The sequence below is a fragment of the Xanthomonas sp. SHU 199 genome, from assembly GCF_000364665.1.
GTDB classification, from domain to species: Bacteria; Pseudomonadota; Gammaproteobacteria; order Xanthomonadales; family Xanthomonadaceae; genus Xanthomonas_A; species Xanthomonas_A sontii.
The window spans coordinates 1-18,001 of sequence record NZ_AQOI01000022.1 but is presented as its reverse complement, the minus strand read 5'-3'; the positions used below and the strand labels follow the sequence as shown (position 1 = coordinate 18,001).

The 18,001-nt window shown below is 67.5% G+C and carries 13 protein-coding genes; 3 read left to right on the top strand and 10 right to left on the bottom strand.

The annotated features are described in order from the left end of the window. Positions 1 to 234: 234 nt before the first annotated feature. The 8 genes from cas2 to D183_RS0101225 all read right to left on the bottom strand — a co-directional run bounded on the left by cas2 (position 235) and on the right by D183_RS0101225 (position 10,090). Positions 235 to 525 (bottom strand): CRISPR-associated endonuclease Cas2, encoded by a 291-nt coding sequence (cas2, locus tag D183_RS0101260; protein ID WP_017907380.1) that lies wholly within the window; start codon positions 523 to 525, stop codon positions 235 to 237. 16 nt (positions 526 to 541) lie between these two features. Beyond that, complete coding sequence (cas1c, locus tag D183_RS0101255) at positions 542 to 1,576, bottom strand: type I-C CRISPR-associated endonuclease Cas1c (protein WP_017907379.1); 1,035 nt, start codon at positions 1,574 to 1,576, stop codon at positions 542 to 544. Between the two features lie 2 nt (positions 1,577 to 1,578). Next, a complete protein-coding gene (gene cas4, locus D183_RS0101250; protein ID WP_017907378.1) occupies positions 1,579 to 2,211 on the bottom strand; it encodes a CRISPR-associated protein Cas4 in 633 nt (210 codons plus the stop codon). Positions 2,212 to 2,229: 18 nt separating this feature from the next. Then, on the bottom strand, positions 2,230 to 3,096 hold the full coding sequence (gene cas7c, locus D183_RS0101245) for a type I-C CRISPR-associated protein Cas7/Csd2 (RefSeq protein ID WP_017907377.1): 867 nt from the start codon (positions 3,094 to 3,096) through the stop codon (positions 2,230 to 2,232). Next, the gene (gene cas8c / locus D183_RS0101240; RefSeq protein WP_017907376.1) at positions 3,093 to 4,934 is read right to left on the bottom strand and encodes a type I-C CRISPR-associated protein Cas8c/Csd1; all 1,842 of its coding nucleotides are present in this window, start codon (positions 4,932 to 4,934) and stop codon (positions 3,093 to 3,095) included. Before cas8c ends, cas7c begins: the two co-directional genes overlap by 4 nt. After that, complete coding sequence (gene cas5c, locus D183_RS0101235) at positions 4,931 to 5,605, bottom strand: type I-C CRISPR-associated protein Cas5c (RefSeq protein WP_039725800.1); 675 nt, start codon at positions 5,603 to 5,605, stop codon at positions 4,931 to 4,933. The genes cas8c and cas5c overlap by 4 nt, the downstream gene beginning before the upstream one ends. Before the next feature lie 372 nt (positions 5,606 to 5,977). Next, positions 5,978 to 8,260, bottom strand: coding sequence for a CRISPR-associated endonuclease Cas3'' (locus tag D183_RS0101230; protein ID WP_017907374.1), 2,283 nt, complete (start codon positions 8,258 to 8,260; stop codon positions 5,978 to 5,980). 141 nt (positions 8,261 to 8,401) lie between these two features. Further along, positions 8,402 to 10,090, bottom strand: coding sequence for an SWIM zinc finger family protein (locus D183_RS0101225; RefSeq protein ID WP_017907373.1), 1,689 nt, complete (start codon positions 10,088 to 10,090; stop codon positions 8,402 to 8,404). Between the two features lie 182 nt (positions 10,091 to 10,272). Between D183_RS0101225 and D183_RS0101220 the strand changes: the two genes are divergently transcribed. The 3 genes from D183_RS0101220 (at position 10,273) to D183_RS0101210 (ending at position 15,457) form a co-directional block, all read left to right on the top strand. Continuing rightward, a complete protein-coding gene (locus D183_RS0101220) occupies positions 10,273 to 12,504 on the top strand; it encodes an NADP-dependent isocitrate dehydrogenase (RefSeq protein WP_017907372.1) in 2,232 nt (743 codons plus the stop codon). Positions 12,505 to 12,762: 258 nt separating this feature from the next. Beyond that, positions 12,763 to 14,502 carry a bifunctional isocitrate dehydrogenase kinase/phosphatase gene (aceK, locus tag D183_RS0101215; protein ID WP_017907371.1) on the top strand — a complete coding sequence of 580 codons (1,740 nt, stop codon included), beginning with the start codon at positions 12,763 to 12,765 and terminating at the stop codon, positions 14,500 to 14,502. 61 nt (positions 14,503 to 14,563) lie between these two features. Further along, positions 14,564 to 15,457: an energy transducer TonB gene (locus D183_RS0101210; protein ID WP_051067594.1), complete on the top strand. Its 894-nt coding sequence runs from the start codon at positions 14,564 to 14,566 to the stop codon at positions 15,455 to 15,457. Positions 15,458 to 15,519: 62 nt separating this feature from the next. Here D183_RS0101210 and D183_RS0101205 read toward each other — a convergent pair whose 3' ends face one another. Next, positions 15,520 to 16,320, bottom strand: coding sequence for a COG4705 family protein (locus D183_RS0101205; RefSeq protein ID WP_017907369.1), 801 nt, complete (start codon positions 16,318 to 16,320; stop codon positions 15,520 to 15,522). A gap of 123 nt (positions 16,321 to 16,443) precedes the next feature. Next, positions 16,444 to 18,001, bottom strand: a 1,558-nt coding sequence (rho, locus tag D183_RS0101200; RefSeq protein WP_017907368.1) for a transcription termination factor Rho, incomplete at its 5' end; no start/stop codon positions are given.

Genomic DNA, 18,001 nt, shown 5'->3' with positions numbered 1-18,001 from the left:
CCGGCAGGCGGTTCAAGTTTCAACCCACGCACCCGTGAGGGTGCGACTGCCCCAGCATAAGTGCAGAGACGCGTTGGAGGAAAAGCGGCATTCGCGCGAACCGGCGCCGGGGAGGTGCCGCGCGATCGTGTCGATGTCGGTGTCCAGTGCGGATGGCGAGCGCTTTCCTTCTGCATCAATGGCTTGCGAAATGCGCGAACCTCGCCGGGATGTGCCGGTCGCTTGCGGTTCGCGTCAGAAGATCAGCGGCCCCTTGAGGTCCAGGCTGGGTTTGGCGCCGACGTGTTCGACGCGGGCTTCCCACTTGGCGCCAAGATGGTAGAAGCGCAGGCTGTCGATGCCGGGATCGATCAGGTCGCACAGGCGCTGCCGAAGTTCGGCCCATTGCGCGGGGTCGACTTCGATCTCGAAGACCGAGAACTGGACACGCTGCCCACGGTCTCTGCAGGCCTTGGCGACCTTGCGCAGGCGCTTCTCGCCGCCAGGGGAGCTGGTGCTGACATCGTAGCTGACCAAGACCATCATGCGGCGCGTGTCCCTGTCATTTCCAGAAGAAGGCGGGGTAGCCGTCCAGGTCGCCCCGCAAGTGCCGGGCCAGCAACTGCGCCTGCACGAAGGGCAGCAGGCCGATCTCCACCTTCTCGCCGAGGAAGGCGTGGTGCAGTTGTTCGCGCTTGCGTTCTTGGTAGGCCACCAGCACGGTCTTGCGGGCATCGTCCTTCAGCAGAACCGCGCCGTTGTCGAACACCTGGAAGTCGCGTGCATGCAGCTGCCGGCGGTTGATCAGCGACAGCGCCAGGCGTTCGCCCAGGAGCGGGCGGAACTCTTCGGCCAGGTCCAGTGCCAGGCTGGGACGTCCGGGGCGGTCCCGGTGCAGGAAGCCCACCGCCGGGTCCAGGCCCACGGTTTCCAGGGCCGAGCGGCAATCGTGGGTGAGCAGTGTGTAGAGGAATGAGAGCAAGGCGTTGAAGGCGTCGCGTGGCGGACGCCGGTTGCGGCCGCCGAAGCGCAGCAACGGGTGTTCGGCGCGCACGAGTTGGCCGAACACGCCGAAATACGCTTGCGCCGCTTCGCCCTCCAGGCCGCGCAGGATGTCCACGTCGGTCTCGACGAGCACGCGTTGCGGAATGCGCTTGAGCCGCTTCAACGCATGCTGGAATGCCGCGGTGTCGGTCAGCCGGTCGCCGTGGTCGCGCCAGCCGCGCGCCAGGACGGCGCGCTGGTTGTGGATCTTGCCTGCCAGCAGGTGACGGACGATGGCGGCGCAGCCGGCGGGGTCGTCGCTGCGCCGGTACTGCGCGCGACGCAGCAGCACGTTGCCGGAGACCGGCCCTTCGACCCGCGCCAGGAAACGGCCCTGCGGCGTCAGGTAGCAGATGCTGATGCCTTGTTCGGCGCAGAAGCCCAGCAACTGCGGGGAGACGGCGACACGGCCGATGCAGACCAGGCTCTCCAGCATGTGCACGGGCAGGCGGGCGCGCTCCTGCCGCTCGACCTCCAGGACCACGTTGGCGCCATCCTTGCGCAGCCAGGCGCCGTCGGTGGTGGCGTACAGCGTATTGAGTTGGCGGCGCATGGTCAGTCCTCCTCGGCATCGAGTTGGTCGTGCACCCAGTGCGCGACGCTGCCGCGGTCGAGCAGGCGCGGCTGGCACAGGTCGATCAGGGAGCAGGCATCGCAGCGCTTGGCGTCGTAGCGTGCGGCAGGGGTCAGGCCAGCGCGTAGCAGTGCGCGGGTTGCGGTGATGGTGCGCAGGGTGAGGTCGCGTAAAGCCGCGTCGAAGTCCACTTCCTTGCGCCGGCGCGTCTGCCCGTAGAACAGTGCACCGGCCGGCACCGTGCGTCCCAGCATGTGCTCCAGGCACAGCGCCTGCGCGCACAGTTGCACTTCGTCGGCGCGATGCGCCTTGGGGCGCCCGCGCTTGTACTCGACGGGGAAGGCGACGTCGGCGTCGCCGTTGGGGTGGAACTCCACCACGTCGGCCTTGCCGGTGATGCCCAGCTCCAGCGCCAGCAGCGGCATCGCGGTCACGGTGCGCACGCCGCGCCGGCGTTCGGCCTGTGGCGCGTCGGCGCGCTGGTGCAGCAGGCGTCCCTCGGCCGTCTGCCGGTTCTCAGCCCATTGCTGCTCCACATGGATGAGCGCGCACTGCCGCGGGCAGTACAGGTAGTGCTGCAGGGCAGAGAGCGGGATCAGGTCGGCATCGTCCATGTCCCGCTCCCGTTTGCCTCAGAACAGATCCGTCACGCTGACGCCGGCCGGCAGGTCGCGGTCGATCGTGACCCGGTAATCGGTGAAACTGCGTGCCGGGCCGGCGTCGCTGTCGGCGACGCGTTCGACCTTCACCTTGTCGAACAGCACGTGCGCCGGCGCGTTGCCCATCGGGTGCTCGTGCTTGAACACGATCAGCTTGCGCGCCGACATCTCGCCGCGCGCGGCGGAGCGGTCGTGCTCGAACAGGTTGGTCAGGGCCCGCCACAGCAGTTGCAGGTCGTCCTCGGAGAAGCCGGTACGCTCGGCCAGCTTGGCGGAGACGAAGCCATGTGCGCGGTACAGCCCGTAGGGCAGGATGTGCTTGCGGCCCATGGTGCGTTCCTTTTCCAGGTCCTTCTCGTTGGTCACCGCCACGCGGGTGATTGACACTTCCAGCGGCAGCACCGGTTCCACGGAGCTGGCGAAGGCCAGTTGCACTGGGCCGCGGACCTGCCCGGAATTGACTTCGGTGGTCATCACCGCGCCGAAGGTGCGCACGTCGAAGAAGTTCTTGCACATCCAGGCCGTCAGTTCGCGTGCCTTGGCTTCATCCTTGGGCAGCTTCTTGGCTTCCGGTTCGATCTTCAGTGCGGCATAGGCTTGTTTGTGCTGGTTGTTCAGCACCGACTTCTCCTGCATGTAGATCGCATGGCCGGGCTGACCTTCCTGCTCCAGCGCAACGTAGTTGCGGATCTTGCGCTTGAGCGCCACGTCGGTGACCAGGCCACGGTTGGTTTCCGGATCCAGGCGCGGCAGGTTGCCGGCGTCTGGGTCGCCGTTGGGATTGCCGTTGGTGACGTCGAACAGGTAGACGAATTCGTAGCGATTGGCGATGGCGCTCATGCGGTCTCTCCTTCGGAAGCGGTGTCGGGGGCGTCCTGGCCGTCGTTGCGGGCGAAGCGCGCCTGGGTCTGGTGGTAGTAGCCGATCGCGAAGCGGCCTTGTTCCTGGATCGGCAGGCTGCGGGGGAAGCTGGGCGGCAGCGCATCGACGATCTGGCCGATCTCCTTTTCCAGATTCACGGCCAGGCCGGTTTTTTCCTTGCGCAGCTTGCCGAAGTGGTTCTGCGCGCTACGCAGCAGCACCGGGAAGATGCTTGCCGGGGTGGCCGATGCGGCGCCGTAGTAGCGATCGCGGATGGTGGCGTTGATGCGGTCGCCCAGCGCGGCGCGCTGCAGGTTCTCCAGCGACGCGAACAGCCGCCCCAGCAGGTAGCCGGGGTCGGTATTGCCTGTGTCGAGACTCATGGGTGGTTCCTTGTGGTCGGTGGACAGTCCTTGTTGCCTGCTCAGGCGCGCCTCGCGTGCCAGGACCGCCCGGCACAGCGCGATGCGCAATGGAGAGAGTTGCCCGTCGGCGCGGAAGCGCATCACGATGCTGCCGAGCAGGCTCTGCGGATAGCGGGTGCCGGCGAGGATCGCCCTGGTCAGCTCACCTGCCAGCAGGGGCGACACGTCTTCGGCTTTGGGTTTGCCGTGCTCGCCGTAGATCGGCGCGGTCTGCAGGGCGAGGTAAGCGGGTGTGGGCGCGCGCTTCCAGGCAGGCGGCAGCAAGCTCAGGTCGTCGTAGTGGTCGGCCAGGCGTTTGGCGAATCCGGCCAGCGTTTGCGTTTCCCAGAAGCGGATCGACAGGCGCGACGCGTTCGGCGCCAGGCCAAGGACAAAGATGCGGGCGTCGTCGTCCAGTCCGTCTTCCAGATCGCGCAACGGCCGCGCCTGCCGGACCTGCTTCATGACCAGTTCCAGGCGCCGGGTCGCCCGACCGTCGGCGATGCTGGGGTCTTCGGTGTCGTCGCCACGCATCAGGGCGCCGACCACGTCCTCGGCGTTCTGCGCCTGTGTCGTGGTCCTGGCCTGGGCCCAGAACACCACGGTGGTATCGCCGATCTGCACCCGCTGACGGTTGTGCGGGTCGCGGCGCAGCAGGTGGTTGAGCGCGGTGGTGTAGGCGAACGCCGCCTGTTCGGAGATCGGTGCGTTTTCGCCCTGCTGTTTGCCGTAGGAGGTGAAGGCATCGAGGTTGAAGGAGACGATGGAGGCGCCGGAACTCTGCGCGCCGTTCACCCCCTTGATCGCCGGATGCAGCCGCGCCAGCGGCGCCAGCGTGCCGCTGACCAGGCACAGGCCGCGGATACCATCGCCCACCTGGCCTTGTTGCCGGTCCCAGGCCGTACGAGCGGCCGCACGTTCGTGCAGATAGCCAGGGTCGCCCTCCAGCCTGAAGGCCAGGTTGGTATCCAGCAGCGCTTCGCCATGCGGGGCGAACGCAGGATGATCGGCGTATTGCTCGGGCGACCATGTGGCCAGGAACGCTAGCAGCGCCTGCAGTCCGGCGTCGTCGCTGTCGGCCAGGGCCGGCTGGTGCAGCGCCTTGAACGCGGCATGCTCCTGCGCGCTGCGCTTGCTGCTGGCGCTGACGCCAAGGACGTAGCTGGTCTTGTCCCACAGGAAGTTGGACTTGATGCCCGCGGTGCGTTTTTCCGGCTGGGGGACGCGCATGGCCTTGGCGAGGCGCTTCTTGCCCTCGTTGCGGTGCTCGTCCTGGACCGAAACGACGCTGCCGTCGGCGGCCAGTACCACGGTGTAGCCGATGTTCTGCTGGCTGTAGCCGGGTGCGGCGATGCCGGAATCGGGATCGTCCAGAAGCCGTTGGTAGTAGTCGGCGAGGGCGGACAGGATCATGCGCGTACTCCGCCGTCCTGCGGTGGCGGCACCGCGACCAGCCCATCGACCATCTGCGCACGGAAGAAGCGCGGGGTCATGCCGTCGGCGAAGTCGATGTCGTGCAGCATCCAGCCCAGGTCGTGTTCCCCGGACAAGCCTGGATCGCTGGCCGGCGGCGGGTCGTCGTCGCCGAGCAGGGTGAAGCTGGCGGGGAACTCGCGGGTCCCCAGGCAGGGCGCCTGGAAGCACTGCCCGCGCCGCGCGCGGCGGTTGAAGATGTCCAGATGCTTGCCGACGTTGTCGTCCGGGCCGGCCTTGTCGGTCAACTCGAAGTGCGCGGCAATCACGTAGCCGACATCGCGAAGGAGGGTGGCGGCGCGTTGCTGCCGGTCCTCCTCAATGTAGCTGACCAGGCCATCGGTGCGCCCGGCGTTTATCGCCTTGCCGACGCTGGCGGCCGACAGCTTGCCGCCGACTTCGTTGCGGCGGATCGACTCGAAGCGGATCGGCTTGAGCACCTGGATGCTGTCCACCACCCAACGGATCGCCGGCTTCCAGTGAATCGCTTCGAGAATGCCGCGTGCGGCAGACGGCGTGATGATGTCGTAGGACACCCGCTCTACTTTCATTTCCGGGCGCGTGAACAACGCCCGCTCGCCCCAGACATGGAGCCTGACTCCGTAACTCATCCTTGTTCTCCCGCCCATGAGAGCGTGTTTCCACGGAATGCCCCTCTCCGAGGAGAGGGGCATGGTTTACTCCCGTTGCATCACATTAGTTTCAATCCGCGTTCTTTCAGAACAGTTGTTTGAGCAGCCCTCGGAGCCAAGGGGTACCCAGCACAAGCGCAAAGAGAACGACCAGTACCCAAGGCCATACGGAGGGCTTTTCTCGCCCCTCGATGCGCAATCGCAGACTGATGGAATAGCTGGAGTCCTTTTCGTCTTTGGCAGGCTGAGGCATCGCTCGACCATCTGCATGGCATTGGGTGTCCTGACCCTATTTCTAGTTTTAATGCGAAGCAACGGGATATTTAGAAATATTTGATTTCCATTCCTTTTTCACCACACGTTGCCCTGAGCCTCCAGGAACTGTGGATCTTCCCAATGCAACCCGAACCGTGCGTCGTACAGCCGCGGGTTGCACAGGCGCACGAACTGCTCGCCGTAGCGATCGGGCGCGACCGGGGCGATGGCATGCGCCTGCCACAGCGCTCGGTATGCCTGTTCGGGAACCTGTACCAGCCATGGTTGCAGGCGGCGGGCGGCGCCGGCCACGCCGACCTGATCGGCGTGTTCCAACTGGCGCAGCACCTCGGCGACCTCGGACACTTCTGCATCCGGGTCGGGAGCGTAGGGCGCGTAGGGCACGATCACCGGACGCATGGCGGTCTCGATCATCTTGAACTTCTGTGCCACTGTGTCGAAGGGCAGGTCGTCGATCAGGGCATCGCGCAACAGCGTCAGGATCGCCTTGTCGTCGAGACTGCCGTCGCCGAGGCGCCGGTACAGTCCCTGGAAGTAGGCGTGGATCGCGTCCAGCGCCAGCAGGTCGTCGCGATGGGTGCGCTCGACGTCGCGGAAGACCTCTGTGAACAGTTTCGTTTCCTGTGGCGGCTGCCAATCGACTGGCGCGAACACCAGGACCTCGCTGGCCTCCGCCGGGCGCCCGCCTTCGCGATTGCAGCGCCCGGCCGCTTGCGCCACCGAATCCAGTCCCGCTTCCGCACGCAGCACAGTGGGGAAATCGACGTCCACCCCAGCTTCGATCAAGCTGGTTGCGATCAGCCGGCATGGCCGGTCCGCTTTCAGATCGCCCCGCACTTGCGCCAACACAACGCTGCGATGCCGCACATGCATCAACGTGGTCAGGTGGCGAGCGCCCGGCTGGTCGACGATGGCGTCGAACAGCGCACGGGCGTGGCGGCGGTTGTTGACGATGCACAGTACTTGCTCGCGTTGCCGCAGCCGTTCGGCCAGCGCGGCATCGTCCAGCGTCCCGGCATGACGCACACGCACCCGGCGCAGTCGCGTGTAGAGCCTCTCCGGCGCATCCACCAGTTCCTGGACGTCTTCGAAGCCGCCGGGAAAACCCTGGTCCTGACGCAACGCCGGCTGGGTGGCGGTGCACAGCACCGGGCTGACCCGGTAGCTGCGGGCCAGTTCGTCCAGCAGTGCCACGCATGGGCGCAGCAGCTTCGGGGGCAACGTCTGGGCTTCGTCGAGGATCACCACGCTGCCGGCGATGTTGTGCAGCTTGCGGCAGCGCGAGGGTCGGTCGGCGAACAGGCTCTCGAAGAACTGCACCGAGGTGGTGACGACGATCGGCGCGTCCCAGTTTTCCATCGCCAGCTTGCGTTTCTCGATCGCCTGCGGCGCCTTGGTCGGATCGTCGAAGAACGCGCTGTGATGTTCCAGCACGACATCGTCGCTGCCCTGCGCGCCCAGCGCATCGCGGAACACCGCGGCGGTCTGATCGACGATGCTGGTGAAGGGGATCACGTAGATCACCCGGCGCAAGCCATGCGCGATGGCATGATCCAAGGCGAACGCCAGCGAGGCCAGGGTCTTGCCGCCGCCGGTCGGCACGGTGAGCGAGAACAGGCCGGTACGCCGGTGCGCCTTGGCCCGCACCTCGCGCAGGATCGCCGCGCGGACCGGGTTGATGCCGCCTTCGGTGGGAAAGCCGGCCAGGTGCCTGTCCAGCCGTTCGCGCAGTGCCTCCAGGGTCGGCCGCTCGCCGATGTCCTCTGCGCGCGTGCCGCGGCCCTCGATGCGCCGGTAGAACGCGTCGGTATCGACGAAATCGGCATCGACCAGGCAGGAAAAGATCATCCGTGCCAGCACCGTCATCTGGAATGCGCGGCGCTCGAGGCGGGGATGGATCTTGAGGCTTGTCGGCAACTCCAGCCTTGCCGGTAGCAGAACCTCTCGCTCCCAGTCCGCCAGCAACGGCGGCAACTCGCGCAGGAGATAGTCTTCCGACAAGCGTTCGTGCAACGAGGGGCGGGAGGACAGCTCGTCGCGGCGTCCGTCCGCCAGCCCCGTGTGATGCCCGGCGATGCCGTAGGCCAGCAGCCTGCCGGTCTGGCCATAGCGCTCGCAGGCGATGCGCGCGCCCCAGGTCGCATGATCCACCTTGGCCGGATCGCCCCGCAGGCGCGCTTGGAACTTGCGGGTGTACTTGCCCAGGTCGTGCAGTTGCCCGGCCACCCGCGCCATCACCTGTCCGCCGAACGCAGCGGCATGATCCGCGGCGCGTTCGCCGACGCCATTCAGATGCTCGGCCAGCCCCTGCCAATCGCCACGATCCCGACGCTCGGTCGAGTGCGCGTAGAAGTCCACGATGTCCCCCTGCTTCCATTCCCTATGGAAAGCACGCCAGCGCTGCTGGCAGCCCGCAGAAAATGCGCCATCGGCGCGCGGAAGTCGTAGACAAATGGACGTGGCGGCATGGAGGCGGCGGTCGTCCGCAAGCGCCCGGGCTCAACGCGTTCCGGTCACCAGCGGCAGATGCGCGTCCAACAGTTCGATGAAGCTGCGCTTGCGGTGGTAGTGCTGGCGCAGATGGTCGCAGTAGGCGACGAAACCGGACGCGTCGCCCAGGCTGTGGCACAGTCGCTGTCGCATCTGCAGCAGATCGATCGCCGTCAGGTAGCCCTGGCGATTGGTCTGCGCGACGGCGGTCTCGATCAAGCTGTCGCAGAGGGTCAGGGCGGTCGCGGGGTCGAGCGCCTCGGCCTGCGTCAGCAGGCTGTTGCGGGTCGCGAAGGTGAGGTCGTGCAGATGGTCGCGGGCCAGGTCCAGGGCGCGCACCGCCTGCCCTTCGGCGAGCAGCAGGACGATGCGCAGGTCGCGCGCGCGGGCAGGGTTGCGGGAGGTGCCGCCCTCCAGCGCCTGCAGGGCGCGTTCGCGCCACTGCTCCCAGCCGCCCAGCGCTTGCGCCGTGTCGCGCAGGGCCAGATAGGTCTCCTCGAACGGCTGCAGCACGTAGGCATTCCAGCGCAGTTGCAGCGCGTCCTCGGGAAAGCCCTCGCGCATATAGGCGTCGGCGAGCGCGGCGAGCAGGCGCGGTTCCTGCGAATGGGTCTTGACGCCGCGTTCGAGCCATTCGATGGCCTGGCGTGCGCGGCCATGCTCGGTGCAGCGCCGCGCCATGTCCAGGTGGTCCCAGGCGCTGTGGCAGCGGTTCGCAAACCACTCCAGCATGGTCTGCACATTGCCCCCGCAATGGGCGAGCTCTTCGAGCAGCGCTTCGGCGGCGAGGCGCACGCTGTGGCCGTCGGCGCCATGCAGTGCGCGCAACGTGTGATGCTCCACGGCGGCGATACCGGAGGGACCCAGCAGTTCGCCATAGTCGCGCAGCGGCGGCAGCAGGCTCCATTCGTCGCGCAGGCGCAAATCGAACAGGCGCTTGGCCAGGTCGCGCGGGTTGGCGCTGCGCACGAACTGCGGATGCAGTTGCGCCAGCGCGCGCAGGCACTGACCGATATGGCCGCTGGAATCGTCGCAATCGGCGTAGATCGTCAGCAGGCGGTCGAAGGCGTACTCGTGCAGGTCGAGGGCGGCCGCCGGGTCGCGTTGCCGCCCCTGTTCGAGCAGGGCGTTGAGCGGGCGTAGGCGCTTTGCGTAGGCGATGCTGTCGCGGTGGTCCATGAAGCGCTTGCGTCCGAGCAGCGTCGATACCGCCTTGCGCCAGTCCTGCGGCGGCGCACTGGCCAGTTGTGCCTGGCTGAGCAGCCGCTGGCGCAGCGCCGGGTTGTGCTCGGCGGCCTCCAGCAGCAGCGCCTGCAGGGTTTGCGGTGTCTGTTCGGACAGCCATTGCCGCAGTCTTCGCCCGGGGTCTTCCGTCGGCGTTGCGCCCTTGCGCGGCGCGGCGTCGCCATCTGTCGTGCGCGCCCAAATCAGGGCGGTTGCCACCTGGTGCTTGCAGAACTCCTCCTGCATGCCGACCGGACAGTCGCATTCCCCGTCCAGGCCGCCGTCGCGCCAGTGCAGGCGCACGGTGTAGACCTCGCTACCGGCGACCTCGGCCTCCACGGTGTGCGCGGTTGCGGCGAGCAGGGTCACGCGGCCGTCCTCGGCGTAGGCGAGGCCGCGTTCGTAATAGCGAGCCTCGGTGATCGTCAGCAGCATGCGCCGATCGATCTGTACGGGCGAGAAGACGGTCGTCATCGAGGCATTCTAGAGCGCTGCGCCGGGCATGAAGCACCCGCGCTTTGCCCGCAGCCGGCAGACACGCGACAATGGAAGGCCGATGTCCGGCGGTTGGCGGCATCGCGAACCTACAAGAAAACATACGCCGCCGTACTGTCGGTGCTGCCTATTTCCCCCTGCCAGAGGTCATCCGTCGCGTCATGTCGAATACGCCCAAGATCCTGTACACGCTCACCGATGAAGCCCCGTACCTGGCGACGCAGTCGCTGCTGCCGATCGTCGCCGCGTTCGCCGGCACTGCCGGCATCGCCGTTGAGACCCGCGACATCTCGCTGGCTGGCCGCCTGATTTCGCAGTTCCCCGAATACCTGCGCGAGGACCAGCGCATCGCCGACGACCTGGCCGAGCTGGGCCAGCTGGCGACCACGCCGGAAGCCAACATCATCAAGCTGCCCAACATCAGCGCCTCGGTGCCGCAGCTCAAGGCCGCGATCAAGGAACTGCAGCAGCAGGGCTATGCGCTGCCGGACTACGTGGACGAGCCGAAGGACGAGAAAGAGAAAGAAGCAAAGGCGCGCTACGACAAGGTCAAGGGCAGCGCGGTCAATCCGGTGCTGCGCGAGGGCAATTCCGATCGCCGCGCGCCGGCCTCGGTGAAGAACTACGCACGCAAGCACCCGCACCGCATGGGCGCATGGAGCGCCGAGTCCAAGTCGCACGTGGCGCACATGGACGCCGGCGATTTCTACGGCAGCGAGCGTTCGGCGCTGATCGAACAGGCCGGCAGCGTCAGGATCGAGCTGGTCGGCAAGGACGGCGCGGTGACCGTGCTGAAGGAAAAGACCGCGGTGCAGGCCGGCGAGCTGATCGACGCGGCGGTGATGAGCAAGCGTGCGCTGGCCGCCTTCGTGCAGGCGCAGATCGCCGATGCCAAGCAGCAGGACGTGCTGTTCTCGCTGCACCTGAAGGCGACGATGATGAAGGTCTCCGACCCGATCATGTTCGGCGTGGTCGTCGAAGCGTTCTACCGCGATGTGCTGGACAAGCATGCCGCCACGCTCAAGCAGGTGGGCTTCGATGCCAACAACGGCATCGGCGACCTGTACGCGCGCATCGCCAGCCTGCCGGAGGCGCAGCGTGCGCCGATCGAGGCCGACCTGCAGGCGCTGTACGCGCAGCGCCCGGCGCTGGCGATGGTCAACTCCGACAAGGGCATCACCAACCTGCACGTGCCCAGCGACGTGATCGTCGATGCGTCGATGCCGGCGATGATCCGCGATTCCGGCAAGATGTGGAACGCCGAGGGCAAGCTGCAGGACACCAAGGCGGTGATCCCGGACCGCTGCTACGCCGGCGTGTACCAGGCGGTGATCGAGGACTGCAAGCTGCACGGCGCGTTCGATCCGGCGACCATGGGCAGCGTGCCCAACGTCGGCCTGATGGCGCAGAAGGCCGAGGAATACGGTTCGCACGACAAGACCTTCCAGATCCCGGTCGACGGCACCGTGCGCGTCACCGATGCCGGCGGCACGGTGCTGCTGGAGCATGCGGTGGAAGCCGGCGACATCTGGCGCATGTGCCAGACCAAGGACGCGCCGATCCAGGACTGGGTCAAGCTGGCGGTCGAGCGCGCGCGCCTGAGCGCCACCCCGGCGGTGTTCTGGCTGGATCCGCAGCGTGCCCACGATGCGCTGATGATCCAGAGGGTGGAGCGCTACCTGCAGGATCACGACCTCAACGGCCTGGACATCCGCATCCTGCCGCCGGTGGAAGCCACCGCGTTCTCGCTGCAGCGCATCCGCAAGGGCGAGGACACCATCTCGGTCACCGGCAACGTGCTGCGCGACTACCTCACCGACCTGTTCCCGATCATGGAGCTGGGCACCAGCGCCAAGATGCTGTCGATCGTGCCGCTGATGGCCGGCGGCGGCCTGTTCGAGACCGGCGCCGGCGGTTCGGCGCCCAAGCACGTGCAGCAGTTCGTCGAAGAGAACTACCTGCGCTGGGATTCGCTGGGCGAGTTCCTGGCGCTGGCGGCGTCCCTGGAGCACCTGGGCCAGCGTCACCACAACGCCGCCATCGGCGTGCTGGCGCGCACCTTGGACCAGGCCAACGGCCAGTTCCTGGACAACGACAAGTCGCCCTCGCGCAAGGTCGGCGGCCTGGACAACCGCGGTAGCCACTTCTACCTCGCCATGTACTGGGCGCAGGCGCTGGCCGCGCAGGACGAGGACGCCGCGCTGAAGGCGCGCTTCGCGCCGCTGGCCAAGCAGCTGACCGAGCAGGAAGCGACCATCGTCGCCGAGCTCAACGGCGTGCAGGGCCAGCCGGTCGACATCCAGGGCTATTACCGTCCGAACCTGGAGCTGATCGGCAAGGCGATGCGGCCGAGCAAGACCCTCAACGACGCCCTGGCGACGTTGAACGCCTGATCGCCCGAACTGGATGTGACGCAAGGGCCGCCCCTCGGGGCGGCCCTTTGCGTTTCCGGCGCAGGAAGCGCCCGGTAGGAGCAGCTTCAGCCGCGACAGGGCGTTCCCGGTACGGCCGGTCGCAGCTGAAGCCGCTTCTGCGGCCGACCTGCGTCCGGCTCGATCCTGGCGAAGCAGGTCGCTGGATGGGCGCACGAGACGGAGCGCGGCAGGGTGCCCGACACCCGCGCGACGCCACCACCTGGGTACACTGCGGCCATGTCCTCCACGCCGCTGCCGCTGCCGTCCGAACGCCGTGCCCTGGTCATCGGCCGTATCGTCTTCGAGGCGTTCGAAGACTACCACGCGCGCTTCGCGCAGATCTCTTCGCGTGCGCGCCAGCGCTTCGAGGCCCGCGACTGGAGCGCCGCGCGCGAAGATGCGATCGAACGCATCGCCCTGTACGACCAGTGCATCGCCGAGTGCATGCTGCGCCTGCGCGCGGTGCTGCTCGGCCAGGCGCACGATCGCGCGCTGTGGATCCGTGCGCGCGACCACTACGCCGAGCTGATCGCCGCGCTGATCGACCAGGAACTGTACAAGACCTTCTACAACACCCTGACCCGGCGCTTCTTCCGCACCCAGGGCGTGGACGCGCAGATCGAGTTCGTGGCGCTGGACATCGAGCCTACCGACGCCATCACCCACCCGGTGGCGCGGCACAACTACGTGGTGTCCGAGGCGCGGCCGGTGGATGCGTTCGTGCGTGTGCTCGGCGACTACCGCTTCGACGTGCCGTACGCGCACCGCACGCGCTGCGCGGCGGCCATCGCGGTGCGGCTGCAGGACGACCTCGCCCACTGGGGCGAGAACCCGGTGCGCGGCATCGAACTGCTGGAGACGGTGTTCTATCGCGAGCGCCGTGCCTACCTGATCGGCCGTGTGTTCGGCGAACACCGCTTCTCGCCGTGTGTGATCGCCCTGGTCAACGACGAACAGGGCCTGCGCGCCGAGGCGGTGCTGACCAAGCGCAACGACGTGGCGCAGCTGTTCGGCATCTCGCGCAGCTATTTCCAGGCCGACCTGGCCACCGTCGGCGATGCGGTGGTGTTCCTGCGCAGCCTGCTGCCGCACAAGCCGATCGACGAGCTGTACACCATGCTCGGCCGCGCCAAGCAGGGCAAGACCGAGCGCTTCCGCACCTTCTTCCGCCACTTCCAGGCGCATCCCAACGAACAGCTGGTGCATGCCGAAGGCACGCCGGGCATGGTCATGGCGGTGTTCACCCTGCCCAGCTACCCGCTGGTGTTCAAGCTGATCCGCGACCGTTTCGCCTATCCGAAGACGATGAGCCGCGAGGAAGTGGAGGAGAAGTACGCGCTGGTGTTCAACCTCGATCGCGTCGGCCGCCTGCTCGACGCGCAGCCGTACCGCTCGCTGCGTTTCCCGCGCACGCGTTTCGCGCCGGCGCTGCTGAAAGAGTTGATGGAGGGCTGCGCGCGCAGCCTGCGCGAGGATGGCGACGACCTGATCGTCGAGCTGTGCTACGTGCAGCGGCGCCTGCGCCCGTTGAACCTGTACCTGCGCGAGCAGGGCGCGGAGGCCGCGCGCGAGGCCGCGCTGGACTACGCGCAGGCGATCAAGGACATGGCCCGCAACAACATCTTCCCCGGCGACATGCTGCTGAAGAACTTCGGCGTGTCGCGGCAGGGCCGGGCGGTGTTCTACGACTACGACGAACTGTGCCTGGTCACCGACTGCAACTTCCGCGACTGGCCGCAGCCGCGCAACGAGGAAGAGGCGATGTCCGCCGAACCCTGGTTCCACGTCGCCCCGCGCGATGTGTTCCCGGAGCGCTTCGCGATGTTCATGGGCCTGCCCGCGGCTTCGCTGGAGGCAGTGCGCCACGCACACGGCGAGCTGTTCGATCCGCAGTGGTGGCGCGACCTGCAGGCGCGGCTGCGCGAGGACGACTATCCGGACGCGCCGCCTTACCCGGACGCGCTGCGCCTGGCCTGAGTTGCCGGCGGGCCGCCAGTGCGTTGTAATCGGCGCCTCATCTCAGGCAAAGGAATGCGCGATGCACCGTCGATCCCTCCGTTCGTGGTGGCGCTGGAGCGCCGTGCTCTCGCTGCTGCTGGCGTTCGCCGCCGTGGCCGCCGACGGGGCGGGTCCCGGCGCGGTGCGCAAGCAGATCGAGAGCAGCATGCTGGTGAGCGGCACCATCGACATCGAGCCCAGCGGCACGGTGTCGGCGCTGGCGCTGGATCAGCAGGAGCGCCTGCCCGAGGGCGTGGTCGGCTTCGTCCGCAACAGCGTGATGCAGTGGAAGTTCGAGCCGGGCATGCGCGATGGCAAGCCGGTGCCGGCGCGCGCGCCGATGACCCTGCGACTGGTCGCCAAACGCCTGCAAGGCGACGACTATCAGATCGAGATCCGCAGTGCCGACTTTACCCGCTACGATCCGAGCGATCACAGCGTGGTGACCGCGATTCAGATGAAGCCGCCGGCCTATCCGCAAGCGGCCTACAGCGTCGGTGCCGCGGGCTCGGCGTATCTGGTGCTCAAGGTGGGCCGCGATGGCCGCGTGGCCGATGCCGTTGTCGAGCAGGTCAATTTGCGCGTGGTGGCGTCCGAGCAGCAGATGCAGCAACTGCGCGACCTGCTGGGCAAGAGCGCGCTCGGCGCGGCGCGCAAGTGGACCTTCCGCCCGCCGAGCGAAGGCAAGCACGTGGATGCGCCGTACTGGAACGTGCGCGTGCCAGTCGATTACGCGCTGCTCGACCAGCCCCGCCAGGGTGCGCCGTCGGCTTACGGCCGCTGGATGAGCTACGTGCCTGGCCCGCGCCAGCGCGCGCCGTGGAGTGCCGACGAGGATGCTGCCGGCTTCTCGCCGGACCTGCTGCCGGCCGGTGGCGTGTACATGGCCGGCAACGGCGGCCCGCGCCTGCTGACGCCGCTGCAGGGCGGTTGATCGGCGACGGTGTTCGCCCGGTCTTACAGGCCGGGCTGCCCCGCGTAGACCACCCGCCGACGTTAGCGTGCCGCGCGGCGATCGCCGTCGCGGCGCCGGGTCGAGACGACCAGCACCGCCAGCAATAGCGCGGCCAGCAGCAGCGACGCGCCGACCGTAACCAGGTCCAGCCCGCCTTTGCCGGCTGGCTTGCTGAGCAGATCGCCGAGAGTCGCGCCGAACGGGCGGGTCAGCACGAACGCCGCCCAGAACAGCGCCGTGCGCGAGACCCGGGTGAACGCATAGGCCAGCGCGATCGCCGCCAGCAGCGCCGCGATCAGCAGCGCGCCGCCAGCGAAGCCCAGCCCCGAACTGTCGGCCAGGTAATCGCCCAGCGCGGTACCCAGGGTGTTGGAGACCAGGATCGCCAGCCAGTAGAAGACCTCGGCGCGGCCGCTGCCGATCCGCTCGACCGACAGGCTGCGTTCGCACAGCCACCACGTCGCCAGTACCGCGACCAGCAGACTCACCAGCAGCAGCGCGCCCTGCGCGTAGCCCAGGCCCAGGCTGCGGTCCATGTAGTCCGACAGCGTGGTGCCGGCGGTGCTGGTGGTCAGGATCACCCACCAGTAGCGCCATGGCTGGAAGTTGCGAGCGTGCAGTTGCGCCCACAGCGAGACCAGGAAGACCGCCAGCAGCAGCACGCTGCTCAGCGCATAGCCGACATCCAGGGTCATCGACAGCAGATCGCCGCCGGTCTCGCCCAGGGTGGTGGCGCAGATCTTCATCACCCAGAAACCGAGAGTGACCGGGGCGACCTTGCTGACGGCGGTGTCGGCGTTGACGGGCATGGCGGCGGGCGCGGCGGGGCGAATGCCGCCCATCTCACTCGCGCCCACGTCGAAAGACCGTCGGACCCTGTATCGGCACGTCACCGGGCATGACCGATGGCCACAAACGCGAACGCCCCGCCGAAGCGGGGCGTTGCGGTCGAAGCGGCGCTGGACTCAGCGCTTCATCGAACCGAAGAACTCGTCGTTGGACTTGGTGTTCTTCATCTTGTCCAGCAGGAATTCCATCGCCGCGATCTCGTCCATCGGATGCAGCAGTTTGCGCAGGATCCATATCTTCTGCAGCAGTTCCGGCTCGATCAGCAGGTCCTCGCGGCGGGTGCCGGAGCGGTTGATGTCGATGGCCGGATACACGCGCTTCTCGGCGATACGGCGGTTCAGGTGCACTTCGCTGTTGCCGGTGCCCTTGAACTCTTCGTAGATCACCTCGTCCATCTTGCTGCCGGTCTCGACCAGCGCGGTGGCGATGATGGTCAGCGAGCCGCCTTCCTCGACGTTGCGCGCCGCGCCGAAGAAGCGCTTCGGGCGGTGCAGGGCGTTGGCGTCGACGCCGCCGCTGAGCACCTTGCCGGAGGACGGCACCACGTTGTTGTAGGCGCGGGCCAGGCGGGTGATCGAGTCGAGCAGGATCACCACGTCCTTCTTGTGTTCGACCAGGCGCTTGGCGCGCTCGATCACCATTTCGGCGACCTGCACGTGGCGCGCGGCCGGCTCGTCGAAGGTCGAGGAAATGACCTCGCCGCGCACGGTGCGCTGCATTTCGGTCACTTCTTCCGGGCGCTCGTCGATCAGCAGCACGATCAGGTGCACGTCCGGATGGTTGGTGGTGATCGCCGTGGCCACCTGCTGCATCAGCATGGTCTTGCCGGCCTTCGGCGGGGACACGATCAGCGCGCGCTGACCCTTGCCCTGCGGCGCCATCAGGTCGAGGATGCGGCCGGAGATGTCTTCCGAGGAACCGTTGCCGCGCTCCAGGGTGAAGCGCTTGCGCGGGAACAGCGCGGTCAGGTTCTCGAACAGGACCTTGTTCTTGCTCGCTTCCAGCGGTTCGCCGTTGATGGTGTCGACGATCGACAGCGCGAAGTAGCGCTCGCCGTCCTTCGGGAAGCGGATGCGGCCGGACAGGTGGTCGCCGGTGCGCAGGTTGAAGCGGCGGATCTGGCTGGGCGAGATGTAGGTGTCGTCCGGGCCGGCCAGGTAGCTGGCCTCGGCCGCGCGCAGGAAGCCGAAGCCGTCCGGCAGGATTTCCAGCACGCCGTCGGCGGCGACGCCTTCGCCGTGGCGGGTCAGCACCTTCAGCAGGGCGAAGATCACATCTTGCTTGCGCGCGCGGGCCACGCCGTCCTGGATGTTGAGCTGCTCGGCGATGTCCAGCAGTTTCTGCGCCGGCATCTTCTTCAGATCGCTCAGCGAATAGATCGGGAAGCCTTCCGGCACGCTGGCGTGCGGGCGCGGCACGAACGGCTCGTTGCCGCCGTTGTCGCTGGGCAGGCCGTTGTCCTGGAAGCGGTCGCCGCCGCGCTGGTTGCGGTCGCGGTCGCGGCGATTGCGGAAGCGATCGCGGCGGTTGCCCTGCTGGTTGTTCTGGTTGTTCTGGTTCTGATTGTTGAAGCGGTTGTTGTTGCCGCCGTCGCGCGGCTCACGGCCTTCGCGCGGCTCGCCGCCTTCGGACGCCTGGCCGCCGCCGCCCTGCTGGGCCGGCGCGTCGCCGCCA

Excerpts from the sequence above, each read along its gene's own strand:
- cas8c (WP_017907376.1), bottom strand. The coding sequence starts at position 4,934 with ATGATCCTGTCCGCCCTCGCCGACTACTACCAACGGCTTCTGGACGAT.
- cas5c (WP_039725800.1), bottom strand. The coding sequence starts at position 5,605 with ATGAGTTACGGAGTCAGGCTCCATGTCTGGGGCGAGCGGGCGTTGTTC.
- D183_RS0101210 (WP_051067594.1), top strand. The coding sequence starts at position 14,564 with ATGCACCGTCGATCCCTCCGTTCGTGGTGGCGCTGGAGCGCCGTGCTC.
- D183_RS0101220 (WP_017907372.1), top strand. The coding sequence starts at position 10,273 with ATGTCGAATACGCCCAAGATCCTGTACACGCTCACCGATGAAGCCCCG.
- cas7c (WP_017907377.1), bottom strand. The coding sequence starts at position 3,096 with ATGAGCGCCATCGCCAATCGCTACGAATTCGTCTACCTGTTCGACGTC.
- D183_RS0101225 (WP_017907373.1), bottom strand. The coding sequence starts at position 10,090 with ATGACGACCGTCTTCTCGCCCGTACAGATCGATCGGCGCATGCTGCTG.
- cas4 (WP_017907378.1), bottom strand. The coding sequence starts at position 2,211 with ATGGACGATGCCGACCTGATCCCGCTCTCTGCCCTGCAGCACTACCTG.
- cas1c (WP_017907379.1), bottom strand. The coding sequence starts at position 1,576 with ATGCGCCGCCAACTCAATACGCTGTACGCCACCACCGACGGCGCCTGG.
- aceK (WP_017907371.1), top strand. The coding sequence starts at position 12,763 with ATGTCCTCCACGCCGCTGCCGCTGCCGTCCGAACGCCGTGCCCTGGTC.
- cas2 (WP_017907380.1), bottom strand. The coding sequence starts at position 525 with ATGATGGTCTTGGTCAGCTACGATGTCAGCACCAGCTCCCCTGGCGGC.
- D183_RS0101205 (WP_017907369.1), bottom strand. The coding sequence starts at position 16,320 with ATGGGCGGCATTCGCCCCGCCGCGCCCGCCGCCATGCCCGTCAACGCC.